Below are 26,870 nucleotides of genomic sequence, written 5' to 3' on the forward strand. Positions count from 1 at the left end.
CCCATACGTCTCGGACGATCTACTCCGTGCCGTGTTCGAGGTCGCGCTGCTGCCCGGGCAGCAGGCCCCGCCTCTGGCGGCGCAGCACTTCGGCCCGCAGGTAGGCGATCAGCAGCCACACCACCACGAAGAGCAGACCGATGAAGCCGATTCCCGGGTAGAGGAGCCAGCCGGCCACCAGCAGGAGTTGCACCCCGAGGTTGGCCCAGATGGCCCAGGGGCGGCCCTGCACGCCGGCCATCAGCAGCAGCAGGACCGCCACGCCGACCACATAACCGATCGAGGGTCCGCTCAGGCCGCCACCGACGGCACCGACCACCGGCAGCGCGAGCAGCACCACGATGGCCTCGAGGATGAGGATGCCGGCCATGACGCCGCGGAAGCTCTTCCACGGATCGGGCGGGGTCGGGGCGCTCATGCCGGGTCCTTACCGAACAGCGTGCGCGCCAGCCCGGCGGTGACGACGGATCCGGTGATCACGATCCCGGCGCCGCTCATGCCGCCGGCGCCCTCGACGTCACCACCCGAGTCCTCGACCAGCGCGGTGGCCGTCTCGATCGCGTCGGGCAGCGTGGCCGCGACGACGACCCGCTCGGGGCCGAAGACCTCCTCGGCTTTGACGGCCAGGGCGTCGGTCTCCAGCGCGCGCGGTGAGCCGTTGGTGGTGACGACGATCTGGTCGAAGGCCGGCTCGAGGGCCGCCAGGATTCCGTCGACGTCCTTGTCGGCCATCACCGACACCACCCCGACCAGGAAGCGGAAGTCGAACTCCTCGGCGAGCGCGGAGGCCAACGCCGCCGCTCCCGCCGGGTTGTGGGCGGCATCGATGAAAACCGTTGGAGCGCTCCGCATCCGCTCCAGCCGACCTGGCGATGAGGCGGCCGCGAACCCGGCACGCACCGCGTCGACGTCGAGCTGACGGTCCGCGCCGGCGCCGAAGAACGCCTCGACGGCGGCGAGCGCGAGAACGGCGTTGTGTGCCTGGTGTTCACCGTGCAGCGGCAGGAAGATCTCCGAATAGCGGCCACCGAGCCCCTGCAGTTCGAGCATCTGCCCGCCGATCGCCACCTGGCGATAGAGCACCGCGAACTCGGAGTCTTCGCGCGCCACCGCTGCATCGGCGCGCACCGCGGCGGCCAGCAGCACCTCCATCGCCTCCGGTACCTGGCGGCCGATCACCGCGACGGTGTCCGTCGGCACCAGATCGTCGGCCTGGCGGGTGATGATGCCCGCCTTCTCGCCGGCGATCTCGGCAATGGTGTCACCCAGATAATCGGTGTGGTCCATGCCGATCGGCGTGATCACCGCGACGGGCGCGTTGACCACATTGGTCGCATCCCACCGGCCGCCGAGGCCGACCTCGACGACGGCCACGTCGATCGGGGCGTCGGCGAAGGCGGCGAAGGCCATCGCGGTCACCACTTCGAATTTCGAGCAGCGCGGACCTCCCCCGGCCTCGGACTGCCGATCGACCAGCTCCACGAACGGTTCGATCTCCCGGTAGGTGTCGACGTAGGCGGCCGGGCTGATCGGCCGCCCGTCGATGGAGATCCGCTCGACGGCCGACTGCAGGTGCGGGCTGGTGGTTCGGCCGGTGCGTCGATGCAGCGCCGTGAGCAACGAGTCGACCATCCTGGCCACCGACGTCTTGCCGTTCGTGCCGGCGATGTGGATCGACGGGTAGCCGTTCTGCGGCGACCCGAGGAGTTCCAGCAGCGCAGAAATTCGGGCCGTGCTGGGCTCGATCTTGGTTTCCGGCCACCGCTGGTCGAGCAGGTGCTCGACCTGCAGCAGCGCTGCGATCTCGTCGGGTGCGGGCTCGGGAGTGCTCACGTCAGCGCGGCCAACCGCGCCGAGATGCGCTCGACTTCTTCCCCGGCGAGCTGTTGGCGCGCCCGGATCTTGTCGACGACGTCTGTGGGCGCCTTGGCCAGGAACGCCTCGTTGCCCAGTTTGGCTGAGGTGCCGGCCAGCTCCTTCTGGGCTGCGGCCAGGTCCTTTTCCAGCCGGCGCCGCTCGGCCTCGACGTCGACGGTGCCCGATGTGTCCACCTCGACGAGCACGGTGCCGCCGGAGAGCCGGACCTCCACCGACGCGGACGCGGTGAAGTCGTCGGCAGGCGGGGTGAGCCAGGCCAGCGCGGTGACGGCCGGCACGTGGGCGCTCAGGCCGGCGGCGTCGATGCCGGACAACCGCGCAGGCACCTTCTGCCGGTCGCCCAGCCCCTGATCGCTGCGGAACCTGCGCACCTCGGTGATCAGTTTCTGCATGTCGGTGATCCGTTGCGCTGCAGCGGTGTCGAGGTTGACGCCACTGGCCGCGGGCCACTCGGCGATCACCAGGGACTCGCCTCCGGTCACCGTCTTCCACAGCACCTCGGTGACGAACGGCATCACCGGATGCAGCAACTTGAGCAGCGTGTCGAGGACGGCGGCGAGCACCGCCGTCGTGTGTGAAACACCCTCGCCGAGCTGGACTTTGGCCAACTCGACATACCAGTCGCAGAACTCGTCCCAGGCGAAGTGGTAGAGCGCCTCACACGCGCGACTGAACTCATAGGCGTCCAACGCCGAATCCACTTCGGCGCGAACCTCTTCCAACCTGCCGAGAATCCAGCGGTCGGCGTCGGTCAGCGCGTCGATGGGCGGCAGCGGAGCCGGGCTTGCGCCGTTGAGGAGTGCGAACCGCGTGGCGTTGAACAGCTTGGTGGCGAAGTTGCGCGAGGCGCGGGCGTGGTCTTCGCCGATGGCCAGGTCACCCCCCGGGCTCGCGCCACGGGCCAGTGTGAAACGCAGCGCGTCGGCGCCGAACTTCTCCACCCAGTCCAGTGGATCGATGCCGTTGCCGCGGGACTTGCTCATCTTGCGGCCGTGCTCGTCACGAATGAGACCGTGCAGGAACACGTTCTCGAAGGGCACCGGGGCGCTCCGCTGTCCGTCGAGGGTGATGGCCGGGTCGTCGGCGACGAAGGTCCCGAACATCATCATCCGAGCCACCCAGAAGAACAGGATGTCGTATCCGGTCACCAGAACCGTTGTGGGATAGAACTTCTCCAGGTCGGGAGTGCGGTTGGGCCACCCCATCGTCGAGAACGGCCACAGCGCGGAGGAGAACCACGTGTCGAGCACGTCGGGATCCTGTTCCCAGCCCGCCGGCGGCGTCTCGTCCGGGCCCACGCACACCGTCTCACCGTTCGGGCCGTGCCAGATCGGGATGCGATGTCCCCACCAGAGTTGGCGCGAGATCGTCCAGTCGTGCATGTTGTCGACCCAGGCGAACCAGCGCGGTTCCAGGCTCGGCGGGTGGATCACGGTGTCGCCGCGCCGCACTGCGTCGCCTGCGGCCTTGGCCAACGACTCGACCTTGACCCACCATTGCAGGCTCAGCCGCGGCTCGATCGGTTCGCCGCTGCGCTCGGAATGTCCGACGCTGTGCAGGTACGGACGCTTCTCCGCGACGATGCGGCCTTCTTCGGCCAGCGCCTCGCGCACCGCCACCCGCGCTTCGAACCGGTCCATCCCGTCGAAGCGCGTGCCGGTGTCGGCGATGCGGCCCTTTGTGTCGAGCATCGTGGGCATCGGCAGCTGATGCCGCAGGCCGATCTCGAAGTCGTTCGGATCGTGGGCCGGGGTGACTTTGACTGCACCCGTGCCGAACTCGGGATCGACATGGTGGTCGGCAACGACGACGACCTGGCGATCGAGGAACGGGTGAGGCAGTGTCGTGCCGACCAGGTGGCGGTACCGGTCGTCGTCGGGATGCACCGCGATCGCGGTGTCCCCCAGCATCGTCTCGAGGCGGGTGGTGGCCACCACCAGGTGCGGTTCGTCGTCGGACATCGACCCGTAGCGGAACGAGACCAGCTCGCCCTCGATGTCCTCGTATTTGACCTCGAGGTCGGAGATCGCGGTCTCGAGCACCGGTGACCAGTTGACCAGGCGCTCGGCCTGATAGATCAAGCCGGCGTCGAACAGCCGCTTGAAGATGGTGCGGACGGCACGGGAGAGGCCGTCGTCCATGGTGAACCGGTCGCGGCTCCAGTCGACGCCGTCACCCAGGCGGCGCATCTGTGCACCGATGGTGCCGCCGGATTCGCGCTTCCAGTCCCACACCTTCTCGACGAACGCCTCACGCCCGAGGTCCTCTTTGGTCTTCCCGTCGGCGGCGAGTTGCTTCTCCACGACGCTCTGGGTGGCGATGCCGGCGTGGTCCATGCCGGGCAGCCACAGCACCTCGAAGCCCTGCATGCGCTTGCGACGGGTCAGCGCGTCCATCAGCGTGTGGTCCAGCGCGTGACCCATGTGCAGGCTGCCCGTCACGTTCGGCGGGGGCAGCACGATCGAGTAGGCGGGCTTGTCGCTGGCCGGGTCGGCGGTGAAGTATCCGGCATCGACCCAGCTCTGGTACAGATCGCTCTCGACAGCCGAGGGCTCCCACGACTTGGGCAGGGCATCGAGCCCGGAGGGTTCGGTGTTGGCGAGCGGCTGGGAGGTCACCGAGCCATTCTAGGAAGACGCCGCGGACTACTTCTTCCCGCCCAGAAGCCCGCCGAGGATGTCGCCCACTCCGCCGGCCTTGTCGCCGCCCAGTATGGAGCCCAGGATGCTGCCGAGCGGGTTGTTTCCGCCGGGCTTGGCGCCGCCGCCGAGGATGCTGCCCAGGATGTCGCCGATGCCGCCACCACCGGATTGGCCGGGCACCTGTTGGGCTTGGCCACCCGAGAGCCGCTTGCCGATGTAGGCGAGCACGATCGGCGCGAGGATCGGCAGCAGCTTCTGGATCAGGTCGCTGTTGCCTGCCCCGCCCCCGGACAGCGCGGAGGCCACCTGCCCGGTGTAGTTGCCGCTGAAGATCTTCGCGATCGCGCGGGATCCGTCCGCTTCGTCGACCTGGTCGACGCTGACGCCACCGTCGAGCAGGCCGCTGCGAGCGTGCGAGTCGGCGGCCGAGGCGATGCCCTGGGCGGTGTCGGGATCTTCGGCGTTGCGCTGCAGGCCGCCGACCAGGACGGGCACCAGCGTCTTGACGGCGCGGTCGACCTCGCCCTCGTCGACGCCCAACCTGCCGGCGATCTGCTGAACGGGAATCTGGCTGTAGAGGTCGTCGAGGCCGCTCATGAGCGTCAGCGTAGACCGGGGCCGGTCGCTTCGACCGGCGTTCGGTCAGGCCAGTGTGGTGACGTCCAGGCTCACCCCGGCGGCGGGGAACCGGGCCAGCAGCGCGTCGCCCATCGCGGAGGCCGGGGTCAGCACGCCCAGCAGGTCGGAGAGCTTGTCGCGGTCCAGTGCGAGGGCCAGCGCGCTCTCCCCGAGCAGCACCGACGTCGCCTTGTACCCGGGGTCGCCCTGCTGCGACATCCGCGCCACGTAGCGGGCGCCCGACGAGGTGGTGGTGTAGGTCTCGACGGTGTAGTGGCCGCTCTCGCGGGTCTGTTCGCTGGGGCCGGTGCCGGGCTTGGGCAGGATGCGTTCCAGCGCGCTGCGCGGCACCCGGTTGAGGAACCGGCTGCCCAGTTCGATGGCGGCGATGTTCCCGCCGGTGGTCATCGCCGCGGCCAGCGGGGCGAGCGGGGACTTGCCGAGGCTCATCTGCTCGGCGTATTCGAATCGCCGGCCGTAGGCGTACTCCAGCAGCGCGTTGCTGCGTCGCACGATGCGGGTGTTGGGTACCGACATCGCGAACGCGCCCACCCAGTAGCCGTCGAGCTCGGGGGCGATGTCGCGGCCGCGCCGCCAGCGTGCGTCGGGCTGGCCGCCGAGTTCGGGTTCGGCGCCGCGGTCCGGCGAGAGCGTGTACGGATCGTTGAGGAGCCTGCGGCTCTCCGGGTCTTCGGCGGCCTCCCGGGCGAGCTCCGTCATCGACGCGATGGTGCCCCCGGACATCCCGCCGGCGAAACGCCGCACGACGAAGTTGGTGTCACCCAGCTCGCCAGCGCCGTCCCGCTCCGCCTGGCGGTACAGCGCGAAGACCGTGAGGTCCGAGGGGATGGAGTCGAACCCGCAGGAGTGCACGATGCGGGCGCCGGTGTCGACCGCCTGCTTGTGGTACTCGTCGATGGCCCGGCGGATGAACAGCGGCTCGCCGGTGAGGTCGGTGTAGTCGGTGCCGGCCGCCGCGCAGGCGGCGACAAGCGGCAGTCCGTAGCGCAGGTAGGGGCCGACGGTACTGATCACGACCCGCGTGCTGGCGGCCATTGCGGCCAGGGACGACGGGTCGGACGCGTCTGCGGTGATCAGCGGCCACGACTGCGCCGTCTCCGGCAGCGTCTCGCGGACGGCGAGCAGGCGGTCGGCGGAGCGGCCCGCCAGCGCGATGCGGGCGTTCCCCGCTGCCGAGGCGAGATACAGGGCGGTCAGCTTGCCGACGAAACCTGTCGCGCCGTAGAGGACGATGTCGTATTCGCGGTCCGATGCGCTCATATGGGCCGACGCTACCCGAGCGTCTCGGGCAGTTCGGTGTCCTCCCCGAGGACGTGATGAGCCAGGAAAGTGAACACCACCTGGTACCAGAGTGTCGCGTGCGACGGGCTCAACACCCAGTGGTTCTCCGACGGAAAGTAGAGGAAGCGGTGCTCGGTCGTGCCGTCGGGCGCCGCGGGTAGACCTGAGGAGCTGAGCAGGTCGTACCAGAGCCGCAACGCCTCCCCGATCGGCACGCGGTAGTCGCGGTCGCCGTGGATGACGAGCATCGGGGTCGTGATGTCGGAGACGAACCGATGGGGGGAATTGGCGGCGGTCATCTCCGGTGTCATCTCGCGCGACCACCAGTAGCCGCCGTCGGTGGTGCCGCCGAACTGGTCGAGTGCCCACAGGCTCGCGTGGGTGACGATCGCGGCGAACCTGTCGGTGTGTCCGGCGATCCAGTTGGCCATGTAACCGCCGAAGGAACCGCCCATCGCCGCGGTGCGGGTCGCGTCGACGCGGGGATGCGCGCACGCGGCGTCAGTGGCCGCCGTCAGATCAGTGTAGGGTGCGAATCCCCATGCGCCCCAGCCTCGTTGGATGAAGTCCTGGCCGTAGCCGGTGGACAGCGCGGGGTCGGGCAGCAGGACGGCGTATCCGCGGGCCACCATCAGCCACGGGTTCCACCGCCAGTGCCAGGCGTTCCAGCTCGCCAGCGGCCCACCGTGGATCCAGAGCACGAGCGGCGCGGCGGTGTCACCCTCGGGCAGCGCCAGCCAGGACCGCACCGGCACGCCGTCGTCTGCGTGGCCGGTCACCTCGGTCAGGGAGCCGGGCAGAGCGGGCAGCTCGACGCACGGCAAGGGCAGCACCGTGCCGTCGGGGTCGATGCGCACCGGATGGGGCGGCGCGGCATAGGAACTGCGCAGCGCGAACACCACTCCGGTCGTCGCGACGCGCAGGTCGGTGTAGGTGAAGTCGTCGGCGACGAATGGCCGCACGGCGGAGGTCGCCACGTCGACGGTGAAGATCGGGCCGCGGCCGGACTCATCGGCCGTGACGAACAACGACGCGCCGTCGGGCGCCCAGGCGACCGATGTGGGCCACCGGTCCCAGTCGCCGGCGAGTTCGGTCGCCGGTGACCCGAAGCGCTGCAGCCACAGCGTTATTCGTGGCGCCTGTGTCGGCGTGGAGAACGTCTCGCGGGTGAAGACGACCGCGGAGCCGTCCGGCGAGATCGCGGGCATTCCGAGGTCCGCGTCGGGGTCGTCCACGAGCGTCGAACGCTGACCGGTGGCGATGTCGATGTGCACCAACGTGGTTCGCAGGGCAGCGCCGGGGGCGGGAATCTGCCATGTCGTGACGAGGAAGGTCCCGTCCGCGGAGACGTCGACGTGCGCGTCGCGCAGCGCGCCGCCCGGATCCGGCGTCAGGTCGCGGCGCCCGGCGAAGAGGTGGGGTTGGTCCGGTCCGAGGTCGTGGTCCCAGTGCCGCACCGGATACCCGGTGTGCAGCACGGCCGAGATCTTGGCTTTCGAGCGCATGTCACGCAGCCGGCGGTCGTCGTCGAGGTCGCGCGCCGACCGCAGAACGGGTGCGGTGACGACGGTGGCGTCACCCGCGCGTGCCGCCATCGCGGCATCGACGCCCCCCGGGAACGTCGCGACCCGGGTGGCCTCTCCCCCGGTCGCAGGCAGGCGCCACAGCGCCTTGGACGGCTCCGCATCCTTGGAGTCGCCCTCGGCGTCTCGTGTGGCCAGGAACAGCAGATCGCCGTTCGCGGTGAAGACGGGCGCCGATTCGCCGGTGCGACCATGGGTGATGCGGCGCGCCGCGGCGTGCCCCTCGGGGTCCAATTCCCATATCGCAGTGGCGAATTCCGTGCGGTCGTCGTTGCATCGGGACACCGTCGTCACGACGCGCGACCCGTCGGGAGTGATGGCCAGGCCGCTCACCCGAGGCAGCGACAGATAGGTGTCCAGATCATCGAACGGCGTTTCAGGGGCCATGCCCATTTCGTAACACAGCCGGACGGTTAGGGTCAGCCCATGCCAGCGCGATTCATCGTCGTCGGCGCCGGCATCGCCGGACTGGCGAGCGCCGTCGCCCTGAGCCGCGACGGTCACGAGGTCCGCGTGCTCGAGCAGCGCACCGACCTCGGAGCGGGCACGGGTATCAGCATCTGGCCCAACGCACTGGCCGCGCTCGATCAGATCGGCGTCGGCGATGCCGTCCGCGATGCGGGCGGCAGGGTCACCGCCGGCGCGATCCGCTGGCGCAACGGGCGGTGGTTGCGGCGGCCGGCCGGGCAGCGCATGGTCACCGCGCTCGGGGAGCCGCTGGTGGTGGTGCGCCGCTCGACCGTGACCGACCTGCTGGCCGAGGCACTGCCGGCGGGCGCGGTCGCGACCGGGGTGTCGGTGACGGCCGTGTCGACGACGGTGGCGGGCGTTCGGGTGACCACGGCAGACGGCGACATCCTCGAGGCCGACGCGGTGATCGGCGCCGACGGTGTCCGTTCAGTCGTCGCGAGCACCCTCAACGGGGACCTGCCGAACCGCTATGTCGGGTACACCGCCTGGCGGGGTATCGCCGACATCCCGATGGATCCAGACCTCGCCGGCGAAACCCTCGGCCCGGGCGTGCAGGTCGGTCACGTACCGCTGGGTGATGAGCACACGTACTGGTTCGCGACGGAGCGGACGGCGGAGGGCGGCCGCGCGCCCGACGGCGAGAAGGCCCACCTGGCCCGCCTGCTGGCCGGTTGGGCAGCGCCGATCCCGGCACTGCTGGCCGCGACGTCGCCGGCGAACCTGCTGCGCAACGACCTCCACGATCGCGCCGCACCCCGACACTGGTCTCGCGGGCCGATGGTCATCGTCGGCGACGCCGCGCACCCGATGCGGCCGCACCTCGGGCAGGGCGGCTGTCAGGGCATCGAGGACGCGGCCGTGTTGGCGCGCTGCGTGGCGCGGGAGCAGGAGCTGCCGCAGGCGTTCGTGTCGTTCGCGGCGCACCGGCGCCGGCGGGTGCGCGCGGTCGTCCGGGAGGCGGCGACCATCGGACGCGTCCTGAATGCGCGGCCTGCAGCACTGGGTGCGGCCGCGAGCTGGGGTACGGCGCTGCTGCCGGAGCGTTTCGTGTCCGCCCACCTGGCCTCCATCGCGGCGCGGTCGGCGTTCACACTGCCCGACTGAGCGGGGTCAGCGCGCGGCGCGCGGGGTGAAGATCGCCGTGCACATCTTGCGCAGGTCGACGAAGCCGCCCAGCGCGGACGTGGGGAGGTTCGCGCAGCCCTTTGCAGTTGCGGGCACAGCAGTTGTGGGCACAGCAGTTGTGGGCACAGCGGCCGGTGCGGGCGCGGCAGTGGCGGGGTTGCCCCAGACCTGCGCGGCGCTCATGCCCGCGGCGCCGCACTTGGGCCATGCCTTGAGGCCCTGGCTCTGCAGCACGTTCTCGGCGACGCGGATCTGCTCGGCGCGCGAGGCCGTGGCCGGGCTCCCGGCGCCACCGTTGGAACTCCAGGTGGCCTGCTTGAACTGCAGGCCGCCGTAGTGCCCGTTGCCGGTGTTGATGCTCCAGTTGCCGCCGGACTCGCACTGCGCGATGGCGTCCCAGTTGACCGAGTCGGCGTGCGCCGTCGCGGTGGCGCCGTCGAGTGCCATCGGCACGGCGGCGAAGGCTCCGGAGAGCGCGGCGGCCATCAGACCCTTGCTGACAATGTTCTTGAAATCGATGCCGATGTTCATGTTCTGCGGTCCTTCCCCGACCGTTGTGACCCAAGGCCCGCATGCGACGAAGGCGTCTCACGCTGCGGCTGCCCGGTCTGTCGGGTGATGAACATCACCTGTTACCGATGAGAATGAAGTTTTAGACGTTACTTATCTGGTGTAAGAGACCTGTGAGAAAACTGAGAAAACGAGGCGGTGTCGACCGGAGTCGACACCGCCTCGAGTGAAGCGTGATAAGTGGGTCAGCCGCGGCGGCCGCACACGGGCCACGCGCCGATGCCCTGCGAGTTGAGCACGTTCTCAGCCACGCGGATCTGCTCTTCGCGGCTGGCGCCGTGCGGCGAGCCCGAGCCGCCGTTGGCTTTCCAGGTGCTCATCGTGAACTGCAGGCCGCCGTAGTAACCGTTACCGGTGTTGATGGCCCAGTTGCCGCCCGACTCGCAGGCCGCGACGGCATCCCAGTTGACGCTGTCCGCATTCGCGGTTCCGGCCCCAAAACCCGTGACCGCTGCCATGGGTGCCACGGCGAGCGCGCCGGCGATGGTGGCCAGCCCAAACGTCTTGCGGATGTTCTTCAACTTCTGTCCTTTCGCCGAGCGCGCGCCGAAACACGCCGTGCGGAGGCACGGCTGTGCTGCCTGTTCACAGGCGGGGAATGTCGGGTCGCACCGTCTCGGTCGGGTGCGACTGGGGGAGATCGAGTCGATCTCGCCGGAGATGTCCGGCGCCGGTAGAGGCTGACGCGCCTCTCGTGGCCCTCATACACGCTGGTTCGTGGTTTTTGAGTTATGGCTTCGCTGAGAAGCTGTTTGGGACCGTACAAACCTGGAAACCCAAAGTCATCTTCGGCGATGGATGAATTGCCGGCAGATCACGAAACGATCACGACGCGATATCCGAACGTTCACGCTGGTAGTGATGATGTTTGACGTCGATGCCAGAAGTTCCCCGAGAGGGCGCTCGCGTGAGCCAAATCACCACGTTTTTGTGACCCCCGACACGTCGCCTCGACCCGTCCGTCGCGGCCGTCGGCGCCCACCGTGACCGCCCGGAGCTCCGGGCCCGCAGCGGGCCCGCCGTCCATCGCTCCCCCGCAGTAGTTCCGTAGCGGGTATGGCTGCGGCACAACCGAACTCGAGTTAGCGCGAACACATTCTAGAGAGACAGCGCTTTTACACGCATCGACCATTTCGGCGGCCATTGTGGCAGCCCGCGCAGCCAGTAGTTAGCTCGGCTCAACATCGTTCCGGCGCGCCGTTTTTCGACACTGACGCTACCAATCAGGGTGCACACCAACAGATTTGAGCTCCGTCGCGCCGGCGGCGCGACTCGCACGGAGACAGACGGCGGACGGACGCGCGGTGCGCATTCCCGGTGAAAGACGCTCGAATTGCGTGTCGCGAATTACGTTGTTTCCCCGTCGAAATTCGACGAAATTCTCACTGAATTTGCTGGGAGAATTTCGGCGGAATCAGCGCCGAGAGGTCGGCCTCGGTGTTGACGTTGGTCAGCGCCGCCTGCTCCGCCATCACGATCCGCTGGGTGTCGACAGAATCCACGAGCGCACGCATGCTCCGCTGACCCGAGTCGACCAACCGATCGACGACCCCGTGCAATCCCGTCCGGTAGATGCCGGCCAGATAGTGGTCCCGGCCGTCCCACGGCAGCACGACGTCGACACCGAGCCGTTGCGCGGGACCGGCTAGGGTGTCGATGATCTCGGTGGTCAGCTCGGGCATGTCCACCGCACACAGGAACGCATGCTCGATGCCCGCGTCGGCCGCCGCCCGCAGGCCACGCCCGGTGGCCAGCAGCGGACCGACACCGCGCACCTCGTCGCGAAGCACCGTGGCGTCCACAGCGGGCAGTGCCTGGCCCGGGGCCGCGATCACGAAAACAGGTGAACAACGGCGACTCACGATCGACACCACGCGCTCGAGAAGCGTGGTCTGCCCGCTCGGACCAGCCGGGTCGTCAATGGCCACGGTGGCCTTGTCTCGGCCCATGCGGCGGGAAGCCCCACCGGCGAGGATGACAGCGGCCAACGGCAGCGGTGACGTCACACTGGTGACGTTAGCTCAGCACCGCGGCCAGATGCCCGAAGACCGATCAGTCGACCGACCAGGTGTCCTTGCCGCGCAAGAGAGCCTGCAGTGCTGCGGTGTCGTGAGCACGGGCCTCGCGGGCAGCGCTGACCTGCTGGCGCGCCGCGTCGTCGTAGGTGGGCTTGCTGACCTTGCGGAAGATCCCCATCACCATGTGGTCGAGGTTCTGCTCGGAGAGCCGCGACAGAGCGAACGCGTATGCGGGGTCTTCCAGACCTGCGTCGTGCACCACGATCTGGTCGGCCGCGACGTCGGCGGTCTTGGCGACCTCGAGCCCGAAGCCGGACTTCACGACGCTGTACTCACCGTCGGTGCCGAAGGTGATCGGCTCGCCGTGGCGCAGGTTGATCAGCCGCTCTTCCGCGCCGTCCTTGCGCAGCGCGTCGAACGATCCGTCGTTGAAGATCGGGCAATCCTGCATGATCTCGACCAGGGCGGCGCCGCGGTGCTCGGCTGCGCCGCGAAGTACCTCGGAGAGGCCCTTTCGGTCGGAGTCCAGCGCACGACCCACGAACGTCGCCTCGGCACCCAGCGCCAGCGACACCGGATTGAACGGGTAGTCCAGCGAGCCCATCGGCGTCGACTTGGTGACCTTGCCGACCTCGGACGTCGGCGAGTACTGCCCCTTCGTCAGGCCGTAGATCCGGTTGTTGAACAGCAGGATCGTCAGGTTCACGTTGCGGCGCAGCGCATGGATCAGGTGGTTGCCACCGATGGACAGAGCGTCGCCGTCACCGGTGACCACCCACACCGAGAGGTCCTCCCGGGCCAGCGCCAGCCCGGTCGCGATCGTCGGTGCACGGCCGTGGATGGAGTGGAAACCGTAGGTCTCCAGGTAATACGGGAACCGGCTCGAGCACCCGATGCCGCTGACGAACGCGATGTTCTCGCGGCGCAGGCCCAGTTCGGGCAGGAAGTTGCGGATCGTGTTCAGGATGACGTAGTCACCGCAGCCCGGGCACCAGCGGACCTCTTGGTCGCTGGTGAAGTCCTTGGCCTTCTGCGGCTCGTCCGTCGTCGGGACCAGGCTCATCTTGGTCAGCGGCGTCAGCCCCAGGTCGGTACCGATCGTGTCCGTCATGCGTTCACTCCAGTCTCTACAGTGGCCGCCGCCAGCCGCGCGAACGTGGCTTTCTCGTTTTCCTTCTCGGCCAGTGTCCCGTCCAGCGCGGCATCGATGATGCCTTCGACCTCGTCGGCCAGAAACGCCATGCCCTCGACCTTGGTCACTGACTGCACGTCGACGAGGAACTGGCCGCGCAGCAGTAGGGCCAGCTGACCGAGGTTCATCTCCGGCACGACGACGCGCGAGTAGCCGCCCAGCACCTCGCCCAGGTTCGCGGGGAACGGGTTGAGATGGCGCAGTTGCGCGTGGGCGACCTTGATGCCCTTGCGCCGGGCGCGCCGGCAGGCCTCACCGATCGGTCCGTAGCTGCTGCCCCATCCGAGGAGCAGGAGATCGGCGTCACCGGTCGGATCGTCGACCTCCAGATCCGCCACGTCGATGCCGGCCACCTTCTCCTGGCGCAACCGAACCATCAGGTCGTGGTTCTTCGGCTCGTAGGAGATGTTGCCCGACCCGTTGGCCGACTCGAGCCCGCCGATGCGGTGCGCCAGACCGGGGGTGCCGGGTACTGCGAACTGCCGGGCCAGCGTCTCGGGGTCGCGGGCGTAGGGCTGGAACGGTTCGCCTTCCTTGGCGAAGGTGTGCTCGATGGGTTCGTAGGTGCTGACGTCCGGGATGCGCCACGGCTCCGAGCCGTTGGCGATCGCGCCGTCGGACAGGATCATCACCGGCGTGTGGTAGTTGATCGCGATGCGCACCGCCTCGACCGCGATGTCGAAGCAGTCCGACGGTGAGCGGGGCGCGAGGATGGCCACCGGCGATTCGCCGTTGCGGCCGAACATGGCCTGCAGCAGATCAGCCTGCTCGGTCTTGGTGGGCAGACCGGTCGACGGGCCGCCGCGCTGGACATCGATGACGAGCAGCGGCAACTCGGTCATCACCGCAAGGCCGATGGCCTCCGACTTGAGCGAGATGCCGGGTCCGGAGGTGCTGGTGACGCCGATCGCCCCACCGTAAGAGGCGCCGATCGCCGCGCCGATGCCGGCGATCTCGTCCTCGGCCTGGAAGGTCAGGACGTTGAAGTTCTTGTGCTTGGACAGCTCGTGCAGGATGTCCGACGCCGGGGTGATCGGGTAGGTGCCGAGCACCACCTGCAGATCGGCCAGCTGACCGGCGGTGACGATGCCGTACGCCAGCGCGGTGTTGCCGGAGATCTGCCGGTACTCACCGCTTTTCAGCTTGGCCGGGGCGACCTCGTAGGTGGTGCCGAACGCCTCGGTGGTCTCGCCGTAGTTCCAGCCGGCCTTGAGCGCCAGCACGTTGGCCTCGGCCACCTCGGGCTTGCGGGCGAACTTCTCGCGGATGAACGCCTCGCTGTGCTCCAGCTCGCGGCCGTACATCCACGACAGCAGACCGAGCGCGAACATGTTCTTCGCGCGCTGACCGTCTTTCTTGCTGGCTCCGATCGACTCGACGGCACCGAGCGTCAGCGTGGTCATCGCCACGGCCTGCACCACGTAGTCGGACAGCTCGTCGGTCTCGAGTGGGTTGGCGTCGTACCCGACCTTCGCCAGGTTGCGCTTGGTGAACTCGTCGGAGTTGGCGATGATCAGGCCGCCGCGCGGCAGATCGGACACGTTGGCCTTGAGGGCCGCCGGGTTCATCGCGACCAGCACATCGGGCCGATCGCCCGCGGTGAGGATGTCGTAGTCGGCGATCTGGATCTGGAACGACGAGACCCCCGGCAGCGTGCCCTGGGGGGCCCGGATTTCGGCGGGGTAATTCGGTTGCGTCGCAAGGTCGTTGCCGAACAGGGCGGCTTCCGAGGTGAATCGGTCGCCGGTCAGCTGCATGCCGTCGCCGGAGTCACCGGCGAAACGGATGACGACCTTTTCGAGCTTCTGCCGGGGCGCGCCTGACGCGCTCGCACTCCCCGGGCCGGTCTCGATGCCGTTGTCTGCCACTCGCTCGCCTTCCGTGTCCTTCTCGTCGGCCTTGTCGTCCGCACTCCAGTGAGGCTTCGGGCGAATGTCCATCGAGTCGCCACCGATGCGGTGCGCCGTCAATGGACACGTGTCAAGAAGTTGGTGTCACTGGCAGTACCGATTATGGCACTTCTCTTAGGGCCGCCTACACCAGGTGCGCAGATGACGTGCAGGTTGCGGTCCGGAGAACGCACAGCTCAGACAGGATCTCGAGCCCGCAGATCATCAGCAAATGTGGTCTTGGTCACGTCAATCAGGGCGATTCGACCGCCGGCCAGTCTCTTAAGAAAGGTTACTCATCAGTAGCGATCAGCTATCCCTGCGCGGGCAGGTTGTAGGGGGTGATCACCTGGATGGGTACCGGCCGGGCGGCTTTGGCCGGCAAAGCACCGCGCTCGTGCAGGATCAGCCGCAGCGCCAGCCTCGCGTCAGCGCGCAGATCGTTGTGGAGCACCGCTGACAGCTTCCCTTCGCCGAGCAGGCGGCGGTTGTCGGCGTCGAGATCGTGTGCGACGAAGACCCGGCACGGGCGGTTGAGCTTCTCGAACGCCGCGACCGTCGCCACGTTGCCACCTCCGACGGAGTACACCGCCTCGATTCCGGGGTTGGAAGCCAACGCGTCGAGCACCAACCGCTCGTTACTCGCGTCGATGCCGTCGCTGCCGCTGACCTCTACGATCGTCCGGCCGGATCCCCGCAGCGCGGATCGGAAGCCCACCTCGCGCTCTCCTTCGCCACGGAACACCGCACGACTGAGGGTGATCAACACGTCCGACGGCGAGTCGCCCAACCATTGCTGCACCAGATAGGCCGCCGTGACGCCCGCGCCGTGGTTGTCGATGCCGACGTAGGCGCTGCGCGTGCTGGCCGGAATGTCGGTCGTGTAGGTCACCACCGGGACCCCGGAATCCACCAGCCGGTCGACCGCCTCGGCGACCTGCGGCTCGTCCTGCGCCTTGAGGATCACCCCGTGGCTGCCGCGAATCCGATCCAGGGTGTCGACCATCTGTGCTGTGGAGCCGGCCTCCCACAGATGGAAGCGTGCCCGCAGCATCGCCGGCGCGAACGCCGGGAGCTCGGCTTCGACCGCGGCGCGGAACGCGTCGGAGAATCGCCGCGGCGTCTGCATGATCACGTCGATCAGGTAGCGCCGACCGTTGAGCCGCAGCTGCGCGCGCTGCTTGTCGAGGTCGGCGATCGCCTGGTCGACCTCGGCGATGGTGGTCTCCCGGACACCGGGCCGCCGATTGAGCACGCGATCCACCGTCGCTTCGCTGAGCCCACTCTGTTGGGCGATCTCCCGGATCTTGTACCGATGCGCCACCGATGTGCCCCTGTTTCTCCCCGCGAAAAGACATGAACTCGAGTGAATCCGCGGCGTGTTGCTCGAGTTTGTGTCTGTTCACCGGATGTCGTGAGGTGTTTTTGATGGATTTTTGCCGTTGATTGCGGTGCCGATCACAGCAAGACTAATCGACATGGCCACCTCCCTGCACCCAGCCGCATGGCTCGGCGAGGCGGACTGCGACCTCGACGAGTTCCGCGCGTATGTCGAGCAGCAGACCGACCCGGCCGACTATCCGCATGCCGCCGAGGTACGCAGCAATGTCCTGGTGTACGCCGCAGAAGCCGTGTCCGCCGATCGCCGGGCCCTGCAGGCCGAGGTGATCCGCGCTCTCACCGACGGGCCCGGTGTCGTCGTGTTCACCGGGGCCTTCAGCGGCGAGCTGGTCACAAAGGCCAACGACGCGTTCTTCGCGATCGTCGAACACGAGCGCGACGACGACCGCACCGCCGGTGACCACTTCGGCGCGCCGGGAGCCAACGACCGCATCTGGAACGCAGCCCAGAAGCTCGCGCTCCGCGATCCCCAGACGTACGCCGACTACTACGCCAACGACACGTTGGCGCTGGTGTGCCAGGCGTGGCTCGGGCCTCGCTACCAGGTGACCTCGCAGGTCAACATTGTCAATCCCGGTGGCGCAGCGCAGGTTCCGCACCGGGACTATCACCTCGGCTTCGTTCCCGTCGAGCAGCTCGAGCAGTATCCGGCCCACCTGCACCGCATGTCGCCGGCCCTGACGCTGCAGGGCGCCGTCGCACACTGCGACATGCCGATCGACAGCGGTCCGACGATGCTGCTGCCGTTCTCGCAGCGCTTCGCCGGCGGCTACCTTGCGTTTCACCGACCGGAGTTCATCGACTACTTCGCGCGCCACCACGTGCAGATCCCGCTGAGCACCGGCGACGCCGTGTTCTTCAATCCCGCCCTCTATCACGGTGCGGGAGCCAATGTTTCGGGCGACATCCGGCGCATCGCCAATCTGCTGCAGGTCAGCTCACCGTTCGGGCGGGCCATGGAGGTGCTCGACCGCACTGCGATGGTGCGCGCGGTGTACCCGGCACTGCGCCGGATGCGCGCCACCGGCCGGCCCGCGCACGAGGTGCGCAACGTCGTTATCGCCACCGCCGAGGGCTATGCATTCCCCACCAACCTCGACAGCGATCCCCCGGTCGGCAGTCTGGCGCCGCGCAGCCAGGTCGACATCGTGATCGACGCCCTGCACAAGGACCTCACCGACGAACAGCTCGAATCCGCGCTGAACGACCACCACGATCGGAGAATGCCATGACCACCCTGGGTCTGATCGGCCTCGGCCGCATCGGCGCCTTCCACGCCGAGACCTTGACGAACCTGCCGAATGTGGAGCGTCTCGTCGTCACCGACGAGCGGCCCCACGTCGTCGCCGAAGTCGCCACCAAATACGGTGCCACGCCCGCAGATTCAGTGGCCGACCTGCTGTCGGCGGGAGTGGACGGCGTCGTCGTCGCCGCAGCGACACCGGCACATGCCGAGCTCGCACTGGCGGCGGTCGACGCGGGCCTGCCGACGTTCTGCGAGAAGCCCATCGCGTCCACCGCGGCCGAGAGCGCCCGGGTCGCCGACATCATCGCCCGCTCCGGAGTCCCGGTTCAGGTCGGGTACCAGCGGCGCTTCGACGCCGCGTTCGCCGCGGTCAAGCAGGGTGTCGACGCCGGAACGTTGGGACGGCTGCACACGGTGCGGAGCACCACGATGGACCCCGCTCCCCCGCCGATGGATTACATCCGCGGGTCCGGCGGCATCTTCCGGGACTGCGCCGTGCACGATTTCGACGCGATCCGCTGGGTGACCGGTCAGGAGGTCGTCGAGGTGTACGCCACAGGTAGCGTCCAGGGCGACCCGTTGTTCGCCGAGTACGGGGACGTCGACACCGCCGTCATCACCGTGCGCTTCGACGGGGGCGCGCTCGGCGTGGTCTCCGCCGCCCGCTACAACGGCCGCGGCTACGACTGCCGGCTCGAGGTGCACGGTTTCGACGACACCATGGTCGCCGGCTGGGACGAGGGTGCCCCGGTCCTCAACGGTGATCCGAACACCTCGTTCCCGACCGGTCAGCCGCACCATTTCTTCATGGACCGGTTCACTCAGGCGTTCCGGGCCGAGCTCAGCGCGTTCGTCGACGTCGTCGGTGGCGCGCCGATCCGAGGAGCAACAGTCGCCGATGCCGTCGAGGTGGCGTGGATCGCGGAGGCGGCCACGGAGTCGCTGCGCCGCGGCGTCCCGGTCGCCATCGACACCGTGAAAAAGGAGGCACAGCAGTGAAACTCGCAGGAGCCCCGATCTCCTGGGGCGTGTGTGAGGTACCCGGTTGGGGCCATCAGCTCCCGCCGGACCGAGTACTGGCAGAGATGGCCGGCTCGGGTCTGACCGCCACAGAACTCGGCCCCGAGGGATTCCTTCCGTCGGACACCGCGGAGCTCGTGGACACACTCGACCGGTTCGGCCTTCGGTGTGTCGGCGGCTTCGTGCCCGTGGTGCTGTTCGACGAGACCCACGACCCGGTCGACGACCTCGCCGGCCCCCTCGATTCGCTGGTTGCCGCCGGAGCGGGCGTGGTCGTGCTCGCCGCGGCCACCGGAGCCGACGGGTACGACACCCGTCCGGAATTGTCCGAGCGGCAATGGGAGACACTGCTGACGAACCTCGACCGGCTGACCGAGGTGGTCGCCGAACGGGGCCTGAAAGCTGTGTTGCATCCGCACGTCGGAACCATGGTCGAGAACCGCGCCGAGGTGGATCGTGTGCTCGCCGGTTCCCGCATCCCGCTGTGCCTGGACACCGGACACCTTCTCATCGGTGGCACGGACCCACTGCAGCTGGCCCGCCAGGTCCCCGAACGCGTGCAGCACTGCCATCTCAAGGACGTCGACGCGGCATTGGCAGCGCGGGTCCAGGCCGGCGAGCTGACCTACACCGAGGCCGTCGCCGCCGGCATGTACGTACCGCTGGGGCAGGGCGACGTCGACATCGCCGGCATCGTCACGGCGTTGCAGGACAGCGGTTTCGACGGCTGGTACGTGATGGAGCAGGACACCATACTCACCGGGGAACCCGAGGGCGAAGGACCGCTTGCCGATGTCCGCGCCAGCGTGGCCTTCGTGACGGAAGTCGTCGCGGGCGTCACGGCGTGAGCCTGCGGATCGGCGTTCTCGGCGCGTCCCGGATCGCCGAGAACGCGATCGTCGGCCCGGCCCGCGAACTGGGGCACCGCCTTGTCGCTGTCGCCGCCCGGGATCCGTTGCGTGCCGGCGTATTCGCCGAGCAATTCGGCGTCGAGCGGGTCCTGGACTCCTATCAGGATGTGATCGACGATCCCGACGTCGACGTCATCTACAACCCGTTGGCCAACGCATTGCACGCGCCGTGGAATCTCGCCGCGATCGCCGCGGGCAAGCCGGTGCTCACCGAGAAGCCGTTCGCTCGGGACCGTGCCGAAGCGGCCAAGGTCGCGGCGGCAGCCGAGGCGGCGGGCGTCCCCGTCATGGAGGGCTTCCACTACCTGTTCCACCCGGTGATGCGCCGGGCGCTCGAGCTGGCCGGCGACGGCACCCTCGGTGAACTCGCGCGGATCGAGGTCGCCATGGGCATGCCCGAGCCGGCACCGGGGGATCCGCGGTGGTCACTGGACATGGCCGGCGGGGCGTTGATGGATCTGGGGTGCTACGCACTGCACATCATGCGGCGCTTCGGGACCCCGCGCGTGGTGTCGGCAATGGCGGTGGAGCGCACGCCGGGAGTGGACGAGCGTTTCGATGCCGAGTTCGTGTTCGACTCGGGCGCAACAGCATCTACGACGAACTCGATGGTCGACGACGAGTATTCGTTCACTCTGCGGGTGGTCGGGTCACACGGGCAGGTGCTGGTGCACGATTTCATCAACCCGCGCCGCGACGACCGGCTGACGATCACCACAGCACGCGGCGAAAGCGTGGAACACCTGGGCACCCGCGCGTCCTACACCTACCAGTTGGAGGCCTTCGCCGCCCACGTCGAACGCGGCGACGCGCTGCTGCTGGACCTCGCCGACGCGGTGGCGAACATGGCTTTGATCGACGACACCTACCGAGCGGCGGGCATGACACCGCGCTGAGAGACGTCGCGGGCTACGTGGGCAGACGGCTCCCGAAAGCCGTTGCTGCACGGCGCACTTCGGCGAGGAGAACGGCGCGCGCCGCGTCGTCGATCGCATCGGCGGGTCCCGTCACGCCCAGTACGGCGCACAGCGTCCCGTCAGCCGCTCGCACCGGTGCGGCCACGGATGCGATGCCGGTGAGGCGTTCACCGACAGACACCGCGTATCCGTCCTCCCGTACCTGCTGCAGTGAGGACTCGAAGTCAGCCCGCGACACCGATCCACCGTCGGCGAGATGCACGTCGACGACCCCGTCGAGCGCACGTTCCCGCTCGACGGCATCCAGCTCTGCGAGGAAGATCTTGCCCGCGCCGCCGAGGTGAAGAGGGAGCCGCTCTCCCACCGGCAGCACGTAACTCAGCGGATGGTCGCTTTCCACGCGCGCGATGAGCACCCGGCTGTACTCCACCCGGACATACAGCGACGCCGCGTATCCGGTGTTGGTCGCCAACTGCTGGAGCACCGGCTGGGCGAGCGCACTGAGTGGATTGCTGACCAGGTAGGCGTGGGCGACTGCCAGCGATGCCGGCCCCGCGGTGTATCCGTCGCCGGTGCGGGCGACATACCCTCGGGCGACGAGCACGTTGACGATGCGTTGCGTCGTGGCGATGTGCAGACCGCTGGCACGCGCGACGTCGGCCAGCCGAATCGGATGCTTCGCGCGCTGGAGCGCGTCCAGCACATCGAATGACCGATCCAGGGACCGCATGTTGCTGGCCGGGGCGGTCATCGTGATTGCCTTCGCACGTCGCTCATCGTAGGGCCGCGCCGGCGCGCGAAGTTTCGCGCGACCCGGCGGCGCGCCGCGAACGCTATCGGATCGCCGTCGCGTTGCAGGGCGATCCGACGCCACCGACGAGGTTCAACGGTTTGACCGTCAGCAGGGAATCCCAGCGGCCGGTGCGGCGGCTGTGCTCGACGAGCGCGGTCAGATTCCACAGCTCGCCCAACGGGATCCCGAGTTTGGCGATCAGCTCCTGATGCATCATGCCGCCGTCTTCCGGCGCCGTGGCGTGATACGGGCTCGACTCCAAGACGGGGAGGACCTCGACGGCGAACGTGTCCGTCGCGAACAGAGCGATCTGGTTGTCCCACAGCCACTCCGGGAGCAGTCGCTGTTGCGCGAAGCCCGTCGCGCTGCGCTGCTCACGAAGCCGTCCGCGGGTCTCGGCGTCGGCCTGCAGAAACCAACCTGCCCAGCCGGTGTGCACCAGGAGCAGATCTCCCGGTTCGACCGTGACCCGCTGGCGACGGGCCGCGCGGGCCAACACGTCGGCGTCGATCGCCGGCCCGGCCGCGTGATCCAGCTCGGCACCCTCCTCCGCCAGCAGGCCGGCGACGTCGAGCAGGAGGCCCCGTCCCACGATCGGCGCGTCGGCCCAGGCTTGCACTCCCAGCGGAGGTGAACCGGCCACGACGGTGTCGTCGCCGATACCGTCGTAGAAGCCGTATCCGGACACCCGTCGGTGCCGCAGTCCGTCGAGGTGGCTGCTGGCCTGCAAGAAGAAGCCGTCGAGATGGTCGTCGCGGGACTGCTCGTGCGCGCAGGTGATGGTGTGCGTCGGAGCGGAGCGAGACCGCGACATCGGCGGGTCGAAGGCGGTCAGCGGATAGTCGAGACTGAAGACCTCACCCGTGCGAATGGATCCGGCGGCTGATCGAACCTGTTGCGGTCCAGCAAAATTGGCGGTACCTCGGTCAGCGTCGTCGAAGACCCACCAGCTCGATCCCGGCGGCGCGCCGTCCCGGCGGGCGAGCAGGTCCACATACCGGGTGCCGGAGTGTGGACCTGCCGCGTGATGCACCGACGTCATGCGTGTTCGTGCACCAGAGTCGACGCGGAGTCGTCCTCGCCGCTCGCTGTGTCGCTCAGGTGAAAGTACGACAGCGCGAAGGCCAGCAGGCCGGCCACACCTGCTGCCCCGTAGGCCCATGGCGCGACGTTGTCGCTGATGCTGTCGACGAAGGCCCCGTTGCCGAGGGCGAGGCCCACCGCCTGCAGACCCACGACGACGGCTCCACCGAGCAGGAATGCCGCGACACTGATCCGGAAGAGGGTGAGCAAGATGGTGCGAGTCATGATCGATTCCTTGTCTCTGTCAGGTCAGGCGATGGGTAGCAGGCCGAGGGCGATGAGGACACCGACTCCGAGGATGGGGATGCAGTAGTACTTCAGCAGCGGCAGGAAAGTCTTGGACGGATCGACCTGAGCGATGCCGGCGGCCACATAGATCGGGGCGCCCGATGGAGGTGAGGCGCCCTCGGTGGAGGCGAAGACCAGAACCGCTGCGGCAGCGACCGGCGCGGGAATGCCGACGCCCACCAGCGCTGCCACCGCGACACCGCCGACGGCTGCCATGGTCGCCGACGCCGTCAGCGGAATGGCGATCACCACGATGACCACGCCGACGATGATGGCCATCAACCACGCCGGGGCGTGAACGTGCTCGAGAACGGCGGTGAGCTGTGCGGGCAAGCCGAGATCACCCAGCACATTCGACGCGGTGAAGGCGGCGACGATCGTCACGCCGATCACCCCGAACTGCGGAGCGGAGTCGCCGAGGATCTTCCACCAGGCGGAGGCTTGGCGCGGCAGATGCCGTCGGCCCAGGAACAGCACGAGCGCAATCATCAGCACCGGAATCCAGGTGATGAGGCTGATCGCCTTGGACATCACCAGGTCGGTGTAGGCGGACAGCTCCGCGGCGAGGGGTCCCCGGGTGAGTGCCAGCGGGATCAGGATCGGGATGAAGAGCAGCAGCGATTGCCACCCGGTACGCAGGCTCGTCCGGATCGGCAGCCGGTCCTCGGCGGCGATCGGTTGCAGGCGGTTCTTGCGCACGAGGTAGAAGTTCAGGCCCAGGCGGTAGGCCAGGCACCACAGACCTGCGAGCGCCAGCGGGAGCACGATCTCATCGGGTTCCATGAGGCCGGTGACGGTCGCGGAGCCGACGAGGATGAACATGGTGGCGCTGAACGGGAAGGTCACTCCCATTCCCGCGCATCCCGCCACGACGGTGGCCGAGAGCTCAGGGCTGACTCCCGAGCGCTTCATCCACGGCACCGTCACCGATCCGACCGCGGCGGTGACCGAGGCACCGACGTGCGCGATGGCGCCGACATGCCGCCGGCAACGGTCGACGTATAGACCGGCCCGCCCCTGAGCCGGCCGAGGAACGAGTTCAGCACATCGATCAGGCGGTCGAGCACCGGCGTCTTGGCCAGCAGGAAACTCATGAAGATGAACGCCAGGCCGGCGAAGGTGACCTCTTCGGAGATGGAGTCGACGAAGCCGTGCCACACATAGGTCGGGGCCTTCGAACCCGCGAAGGCGGCGACGGCGACCAGTCCGACGATCATGGCTTCGCCGATGTTGCGCTTGAACACGGCGTTCCAGATGACGATCGCGGCGATGAACGCGATGAGTGCCCACACGGCGGTCATGAGGCACTCCTGGCGGCGATGATGGCGGCACGCCGCTGGGTTTCGTCTGCCTCCACGGCACGGCCGGCGGCCAGACTGGTGAAGGCTTCGGCGGCAGGCACGACCACCACGCCGTCGTCGTCGGCGACGACGAGGTCGCCCGGGTGGCAGACGACGCCGCCGACCGCGACCGGGACGTCGATGTAGCCGGGGCCGTTCTTGTACGGACCCGCAGGACTGACGGCCCGGGCCCAGACACCGAACCCGATCTCGGCCAGCGTCTCCACATCGCGGGCAGCGCCGTCGATCACCATGCCCACGCAGCCGCGCGAGCGGGCACGCTCGGCGATCAGCTCGCCCATCAGGGCGCGGTTGCAGTCGCCGTGTCCGTTGATCACGATCACCTCCCCCGGACGTACCTTCTCCAGGGCTTCCTGCAACGCCTTGTTGTCACCGGCGCGCGTCCACACGGTACGCGCGCGGCCGACGACGTGCGCCCCCTTCCACAGGGGCCGGATGCCCGAATCGAGCAGACCCATCCGATCCCGTGCGTCACCGATGTTGGCGACGGGCAGACCGTGATAGGCGGGCAGGAGTTCGTCCTCGACCCGGCCTTGGGAATCGGCGAGCCGGAGATGCACCTGCGTTGCCGCTCGCCCCAGGACGGGAGCGACTCCCATTTCGTCGAGCAGATCGGCGGCGGCAGCCGCTTCGGTACCGCGACGCTGAGCATGCTTGATCGTGCCGTCGTGCAGTCGATCGAGCGAGGAGTAGCTCCCGGCCAGCTCACCGGCGATCTGGTCACGGACCCACTGCAGGGCATTGGCAGCAGCGCCGGCCTCGGTGGACTCGACGATCAACGCCCCCAGACCCTTCATGAACGAACTACGCAGCAGCTTCCGGCGAGACGCGTCGCCCGGACCGCCACCGATGTCCTCGACCGTCGCGCCGAGTTCCCGGAAGTAGCGGGCCGCGGCCGCCGATCCGCCGCCGCTGACCACGAGCGCCGTCTTCGACCCGTGCTCGGGAACGGATCCGATCACCGCGACATCGGCAAAGGCGATCTCTTCCGCCTCCGCGATGACCGCCGCCACCTCGGTCTTCACGGCCACCGCAGCCGAATTCATGTCGGCGTACACCGCACCGGGCCGCAGGTGCGGGACCACGCCACGGGCGGCCCGCACGGCGACGCGGGCGCTGGTGAGGCTGACCACCATGTCGGCGTCGCGTACCGCGTCGGCGGCGTCGGCGTGACGCGTCACCCCGGGCGGCGTGGCCACGTCAGCCGGGTCGTAACCGGTCACGTGCCAACCGTGGGCGAGGAATCCCGCCGAGTAAAGGGATCCAGCTTCGCCGAGACCCAGAATGGCTACCCTCATGCTCACCTCATATCATTCTGTGATAGCTGTTATCACTTGTGATGTTAGCGTGATCACACCGAGCGCTTTTGTCAAGCGTCGGTCACCAGATCGGTGTCAACGACCTCCGGGATGCGCTAGCGGGCCGGCCTCGTGCCCCAAGGCGCCAGCGCAGCTACCGACCCGCCGGTCGCTTCGAAAGGGGTTGGTGCGCAACGGTTCCGATGCCAACACACGAAAGGCAACGAAAACGCCAGCTTCCGGCACTACGCCGGTTGAGGGTCCGCCGACTCGGTCAGGCGGCGCCGGCGCGGTCGACGGCGGTGCCGCGGCGCTCGTACCAGCGCAGACGCAACATCAGTAGACCGCGGTGCGCACGCCATCCCGCCGACAGCGGATCGCGCCACGCCGGAACGCCCGCCGGTGCATCGAGTTCCCTGTCCATACCCACCATTGTGCTCCGATGAATCGGCAGGGGCTCGCCGCAGCGAGCGGCGAAACGGTGTCGATCATGTGAATGTTGGCAGACGGGCTTTGCCCAACCCTGAGTTCAGCGCTGTGCGGTACGACTAGTTTCTCCGTATGCCCAAGCCGTACGACCCGCGAGAATTGCTCAGCCACGCCGTCGGCGCGGTTCGTGTGGGACTCGATGTCTACAGCTGGACCGAGAAGCAGATCGTCGAGGCGCTACGACACAGCCTCGACGCCCTCGACGGCACCGATTCGACACCGACGACGACACCATCGGCTGCCGAAGTGGACACCTCGGCAGACACCACCAGGTCCTCACCGGATTCCCTCGGCGGCAAGTTGAACCATCTGCTGGAGCGCGCCCTGGATCAGAACACCCGCGGGAGCAGGACCGAATTCTTCCACCGACTCCTCGACCAGTTGGTCGCCGACGAGGCACGGATCCTCGGCGCGCTGTCGGATGGGTCACGGTCACCGGTCGTCACCATCTCGGTGTGGGGTCAGTCGCGTGCATCGTCGCGCCCCGTGCTGCAGAACGCCTCGTTGATCGGCCGGACAGCCAATGTCGCGCTGCCGGAGATGGTTCCGCAGTACGTCACTCATCTGCTGTCGCTGGGCCTGGTCGACATCGGACCGGAGGATCGCGAACTGGAGACGGAGTACGAGCTGCTGATGGCGGAGACCTCGGTACTGGCCGCGGTCAAGAGCGGTGCCCGTGGGCCGATCCCGGCGAAGGTCGAGCGGGCAACCCTGTCGATGTCCGCCCTGGGCAACGAATTCTGGGCAGCGGCGACCGGCGAGGGCCGGTGATGTG

Annotated in this window: 24 protein-coding genes and 1 pseudogene; 6 read left to right on the top strand and 19 right to left on the bottom strand. The window is 68.3% G+C overall.

All coding sequences use genetic code 11. The features are described 5' to 3' along the window. Window positions 1–19 precede the first annotated feature (19 nt). Genes DMB80_RS08605 through DMB80_RS08630 form a run of 6 tightly spaced genes read right to left on the bottom strand, consistent with a single transcriptional unit; the run spans window position 20 to window position 8,416 of the window. Entirely contained in the window at window positions 20–418 is a 399-nt protein-coding gene (locus DMB80_RS08605; protein ID WP_048422779.1) for a DUF4233 domain-containing protein, read from the bottom strand. Then, complete coding sequence (gene folC, locus DMB80_RS08610; protein ID WP_111509462.1) at window positions 415–1,833, bottom strand: bifunctional tetrahydrofolate synthase/dihydrofolate synthase; 1,419 nt, start codon at window positions 1,831–1,833, stop codon at window positions 415–417. Before folC ends, DMB80_RS08605 begins: the two co-directional genes overlap by 4 nt. Further along, window positions 1,830–4,496, bottom strand: coding sequence for a valine--tRNA ligase (locus DMB80_RS08615; RefSeq protein ID WP_111509463.1), 2,667 nt, complete (start codon window positions 4,494–4,496; stop codon window positions 1,830–1,832). Before DMB80_RS08615 ends, folC begins: the two co-directional genes overlap by 4 nt. Window positions 4,497–4,523: 27 nt before the next feature. Continuing rightward, window positions 4,524–5,117: a DUF937 domain-containing protein gene (locus tag DMB80_RS08620; RefSeq protein WP_111509464.1), complete on the bottom strand. Its 594-nt coding sequence runs from the start codon at window positions 5,115–5,117 to the stop codon at window positions 4,524–4,526. A gap of 45 nt (window positions 5,118–5,162) precedes the next feature. Next, a complete protein-coding gene (locus DMB80_RS08625) occupies window positions 5,163–6,419 on the bottom strand; it encodes a saccharopine dehydrogenase family protein (protein ID WP_046363995.1) in 1,257 nt (418 codons plus the stop codon). A gap of 11 nt (window positions 6,420–6,430) precedes the next feature. After that, a complete protein-coding gene (locus tag DMB80_RS08630) occupies window positions 6,431–8,416 on the bottom strand; it encodes a S9 family peptidase (RefSeq protein ID WP_162938457.1) in 1,986 nt (661 codons plus the stop codon). Window positions 8,417–8,449: 33 nt separating this feature from the next. Here DMB80_RS08630 and DMB80_RS08635 point away from each other — a divergent pair, with 33 nt between their 5' ends. Continuing rightward, window positions 8,450–9,598, top strand: coding sequence for an FAD-dependent oxidoreductase (locus DMB80_RS08635; protein ID WP_111509465.1), 1,149 nt, complete (start codon window positions 8,450–8,452; stop codon window positions 9,596–9,598). Between the two features lie 6 nt (window positions 9,599–9,604). Here the strand turns inward: DMB80_RS08635 and DMB80_RS28915 are convergent, their stop codons facing one another. The 6 genes and pseudogenes from DMB80_RS28915 to DMB80_RS08665 all read right to left on the bottom strand — a co-directional run bounded on the left by DMB80_RS28915 (window position 9,605) and on the right by DMB80_RS08665 (window position 16,612). Beyond that, a complete protein-coding gene (locus DMB80_RS28915; RefSeq protein WP_205538586.1) occupies window positions 9,605–10,150 on the bottom strand; it encodes a transglycosylase family protein in 546 nt (181 codons plus the stop codon). Between the two features lie 224 nt (window positions 10,151–10,374). Then, window positions 10,375–10,608, bottom strand: a pseudogene (locus DMB80_RS08645) (transglycosylase family protein); the annotation flags it as partial. 963 nt (window positions 10,609–11,571) lie between these two features. After that, window positions 11,572–12,195 (bottom strand): molybdenum cofactor guanylyltransferase, encoded by a 624-nt coding sequence (gene mobA / locus DMB80_RS08650; protein WP_111509467.1) that lies wholly within the window; start codon window positions 12,193–12,195, stop codon window positions 11,572–11,574. 46 nt (window positions 12,196–12,241) lie between these two features. After that, entirely contained in the window at window positions 12,242–13,318 is a 1,077-nt protein-coding gene (locus DMB80_RS08655; RefSeq protein WP_111509468.1) for a 2-oxoacid:ferredoxin oxidoreductase subunit beta, read from the bottom strand. Next, window positions 13,315–15,267: a 2-oxoacid:acceptor oxidoreductase subunit alpha gene (locus DMB80_RS08660; RefSeq protein ID WP_420812156.1), complete on the bottom strand. Its 1,953-nt coding sequence runs from the start codon at window positions 15,265–15,267 to the stop codon at window positions 13,315–13,317. Before DMB80_RS08660 ends, DMB80_RS08655 begins: the two co-directional genes overlap by 4 nt. A gap of 334 nt (window positions 15,268–15,601) precedes the next feature. Beyond that, window positions 15,602–16,612 (bottom strand): LacI family DNA-binding transcriptional regulator, encoded by a 1,011-nt coding sequence (locus DMB80_RS08665; protein WP_111509469.1) that lies wholly within the window; start codon window positions 16,610–16,612, stop codon window positions 15,602–15,604. A 154-nt stretch (window positions 16,613–16,766) separates the two neighbouring features. On the opposite strand from DMB80_RS08665, the gene DMB80_RS08670 reads away from it, so the two are divergent. The 4 genes from DMB80_RS08670 to DMB80_RS08685 are packed head-to-tail and all read left to right on the top strand — an operon-like array spanning window position 16,767 to window position 20,762. Further along, window positions 16,767–17,921 carry a phytanoyl-CoA dioxygenase family protein gene (locus DMB80_RS08670; protein ID WP_111509470.1) on the top strand — a complete coding sequence of 385 codons (1,155 nt, stop codon included), beginning with the start codon at window positions 16,767–16,769 and terminating at the stop codon, window positions 17,919–17,921. Continuing rightward, complete coding sequence (locus DMB80_RS08675) at window positions 17,918–18,934, top strand: Gfo/Idh/MocA family protein (protein ID WP_111509471.1); 1,017 nt, start codon at window positions 17,918–17,920, stop codon at window positions 18,932–18,934. Before DMB80_RS08670 ends, DMB80_RS08675 begins: the two co-directional genes overlap by 4 nt. Further along, a complete protein-coding gene (locus tag DMB80_RS08680) occupies window positions 18,931–19,803 on the top strand; it encodes a sugar phosphate isomerase/epimerase family protein (protein ID WP_111509472.1) in 873 nt (290 codons plus the stop codon). Before DMB80_RS08675 ends, DMB80_RS08680 begins: the two co-directional genes overlap by 4 nt. Then, window positions 19,800–20,762 (top strand): Gfo/Idh/MocA family protein, encoded by a 963-nt coding sequence (locus DMB80_RS08685; RefSeq protein WP_111509473.1) that lies wholly within the window; start codon window positions 19,800–19,802, stop codon window positions 20,760–20,762. The genes DMB80_RS08680 and DMB80_RS08685 overlap by 4 nt, the downstream gene beginning before the upstream one ends. Window positions 20,763–20,775: 13 nt before the next feature. On the opposite strand, the gene DMB80_RS08690 is transcribed toward DMB80_RS08685, so the two are convergent. From DMB80_RS08690 to DMB80_RS28045, 7 genes are all read right to left on the bottom strand, one after another. Beyond that, the gene (locus tag DMB80_RS08690) at window positions 20,776–21,534 is read right to left on the bottom strand and encodes an IclR family transcriptional regulator (RefSeq protein ID WP_111509474.1); all 759 of its coding nucleotides are present in this window, start codon (window positions 21,532–21,534) and stop codon (window positions 20,776–20,778) included. Between the two features lie 82 nt (window positions 21,535–21,616). Beyond that, window positions 21,617–22,618, bottom strand: a complete 1,002-nt coding sequence (locus DMB80_RS08695; protein WP_111509475.1) for a cyclase family protein — start codon at window positions 22,616–22,618, stop codon at window positions 21,617–21,619. After that, entirely contained in the window at window positions 22,615–22,884 is a 270-nt protein-coding gene (locus DMB80_RS08700; RefSeq protein WP_111509476.1) for a hypothetical protein, read from the bottom strand. Before DMB80_RS08700 ends, DMB80_RS08695 begins: the two co-directional genes overlap by 4 nt. 24 nt (window positions 22,885–22,908) lie before the next feature. Beyond that, window positions 22,909–23,874: a TRAP transporter large permease subunit gene (locus DMB80_RS08705; protein ID WP_276131525.1), complete on the bottom strand. Its 966-nt coding sequence runs from the start codon at window positions 23,872–23,874 to the stop codon at window positions 22,909–22,911. Beyond that, the gene (locus tag DMB80_RS28805) at window positions 23,871–24,248 is read right to left on the bottom strand and encodes a TRAP transporter large permease subunit (RefSeq protein ID WP_276131526.1); all 378 of its coding nucleotides are present in this window, start codon (window positions 24,246–24,248) and stop codon (window positions 23,871–23,873) included. The genes DMB80_RS08705 and DMB80_RS28805 overlap by 4 nt, the downstream gene beginning before the upstream one ends. Next, window positions 24,245–25,606 (bottom strand): RraA family protein, encoded by a 1,362-nt coding sequence (locus DMB80_RS08710; RefSeq protein ID WP_111509477.1) that lies wholly within the window; start codon window positions 25,604–25,606, stop codon window positions 24,245–24,247. Before DMB80_RS08710 ends, DMB80_RS28805 begins: the two co-directional genes overlap by 4 nt. A gap of 274 nt (window positions 25,607–25,880) precedes the next feature. Continuing rightward, window positions 25,881–26,030, bottom strand: coding sequence for a hypothetical protein (locus DMB80_RS28045; RefSeq protein ID WP_162938458.1), 150 nt, complete (start codon window positions 26,028–26,030; stop codon window positions 25,881–25,883). 137 nt (window positions 26,031–26,167) lie between these two features. Between DMB80_RS28045 and DMB80_RS08715 the strand changes: the two genes are divergently transcribed. Beyond that, window positions 26,168–26,866 (top strand): Abi-alpha family protein, encoded by a 699-nt coding sequence (locus DMB80_RS08715; RefSeq protein WP_111509478.1) that lies wholly within the window; start codon window positions 26,168–26,170, stop codon window positions 26,864–26,866. The last annotated feature ends 4 nt before the right edge of the window (window positions 26,867–26,870 follow it).

Source organism: Mycobacterium kyogaense (assembly GCF_003254575.1).
Taxonomy (GTDB): Bacteria; Actinomycetota; Actinomycetes; order Mycobacteriales; family Mycobacteriaceae; genus Mycobacterium; species Mycobacterium kyogaense.

Bases quoted from the DNA above. Each gene is read 5' to 3' on its own strand.
- DMB80_RS08605 (WP_048422779.1), bottom strand. From the start codon at position 418: ATGAGCGCCCCGACCCCGCCCGATCCGTGGAAGAGCTTCCGCGGCGTC.
- DMB80_RS08620 (WP_111509464.1), bottom strand. From the start codon at position 5,117: ATGAGCGGCCTCGACGACCTCTACAGCCAGATTCCCGTTCAGCAGATC.
- DMB80_RS08625 (WP_046363995.1), bottom strand. From the start codon at position 6,419: ATGAGCGCATCGGACCGCGAATACGACATCGTCCTCTACGGCGCGACA.
- DMB80_RS08630 (WP_162938457.1), bottom strand. From the start codon at position 8,416: ATGGGCATGGCCCCTGAAACGCCGTTCGATGATCTGGACACCTATCTG.
- DMB80_RS08635 (WP_111509465.1), top strand. From the start codon at position 8,450: ATGCCAGCGCGATTCATCGTCGTCGGCGCCGGCATCGCCGGACTGGCG.
- DMB80_RS28915 (WP_205538586.1), bottom strand. From the start codon at position 10,150: ATGAACATCGGCATCGATTTCAAGAACATTGTCAGCAAGGGTCTGATG.
- DMB80_RS08655 (WP_111509468.1), bottom strand. From the start codon at position 13,318: ATGACGGACACGATCGGTACCGACCTGGGGCTGACGCCGCTGACCAAG.
- DMB80_RS08670 (WP_111509470.1), top strand. From the start codon at position 16,767: ATGGCCACCTCCCTGCACCCAGCCGCATGGCTCGGCGAGGCGGACTGC.
- DMB80_RS08675 (WP_111509471.1), top strand. From the start codon at position 17,918: ATGACCACCCTGGGTCTGATCGGCCTCGGCCGCATCGGCGCCTTCCAC.
- DMB80_RS08690 (WP_111509474.1), bottom strand. From the start codon at position 21,534: ATGACCGCCCCGGCCAGCAACATGCGGTCCCTGGATCGGTCATTCGAT.
- DMB80_RS08695 (WP_111509475.1), bottom strand. From the start codon at position 22,618: ATGACGTCGGTGCATCACGCGGCAGGTCCACACTCCGGCACCCGGTAT.
- DMB80_RS08700 (WP_111509476.1), bottom strand. From the start codon at position 22,884: ATGACTCGCACCATCTTGCTCACCCTCTTCCGGATCAGTGTCGCGGCA.
- DMB80_RS28805 (WP_276131526.1), bottom strand. From the start codon at position 24,248: ATGACCGCCGTGTGGGCACTCATCGCGTTCATCGCCGCGATCGTCATC.
- DMB80_RS08710 (WP_111509477.1), bottom strand. From the start codon at position 25,606: ATGAGGGTAGCCATTCTGGGTCTCGGCGAAGCTGGATCCCTTTACTCG.
- DMB80_RS28045 (WP_162938458.1), bottom strand. From the start codon at position 26,030: ATGGACAGGGAACTCGATGCACCGGCGGGCGTTCCGGCGTGGCGCGAT.
- DMB80_RS08715 (WP_111509478.1), top strand. From the start codon at position 26,168: ATGCCCAAGCCGTACGACCCGCGAGAATTGCTCAGCCACGCCGTCGGC.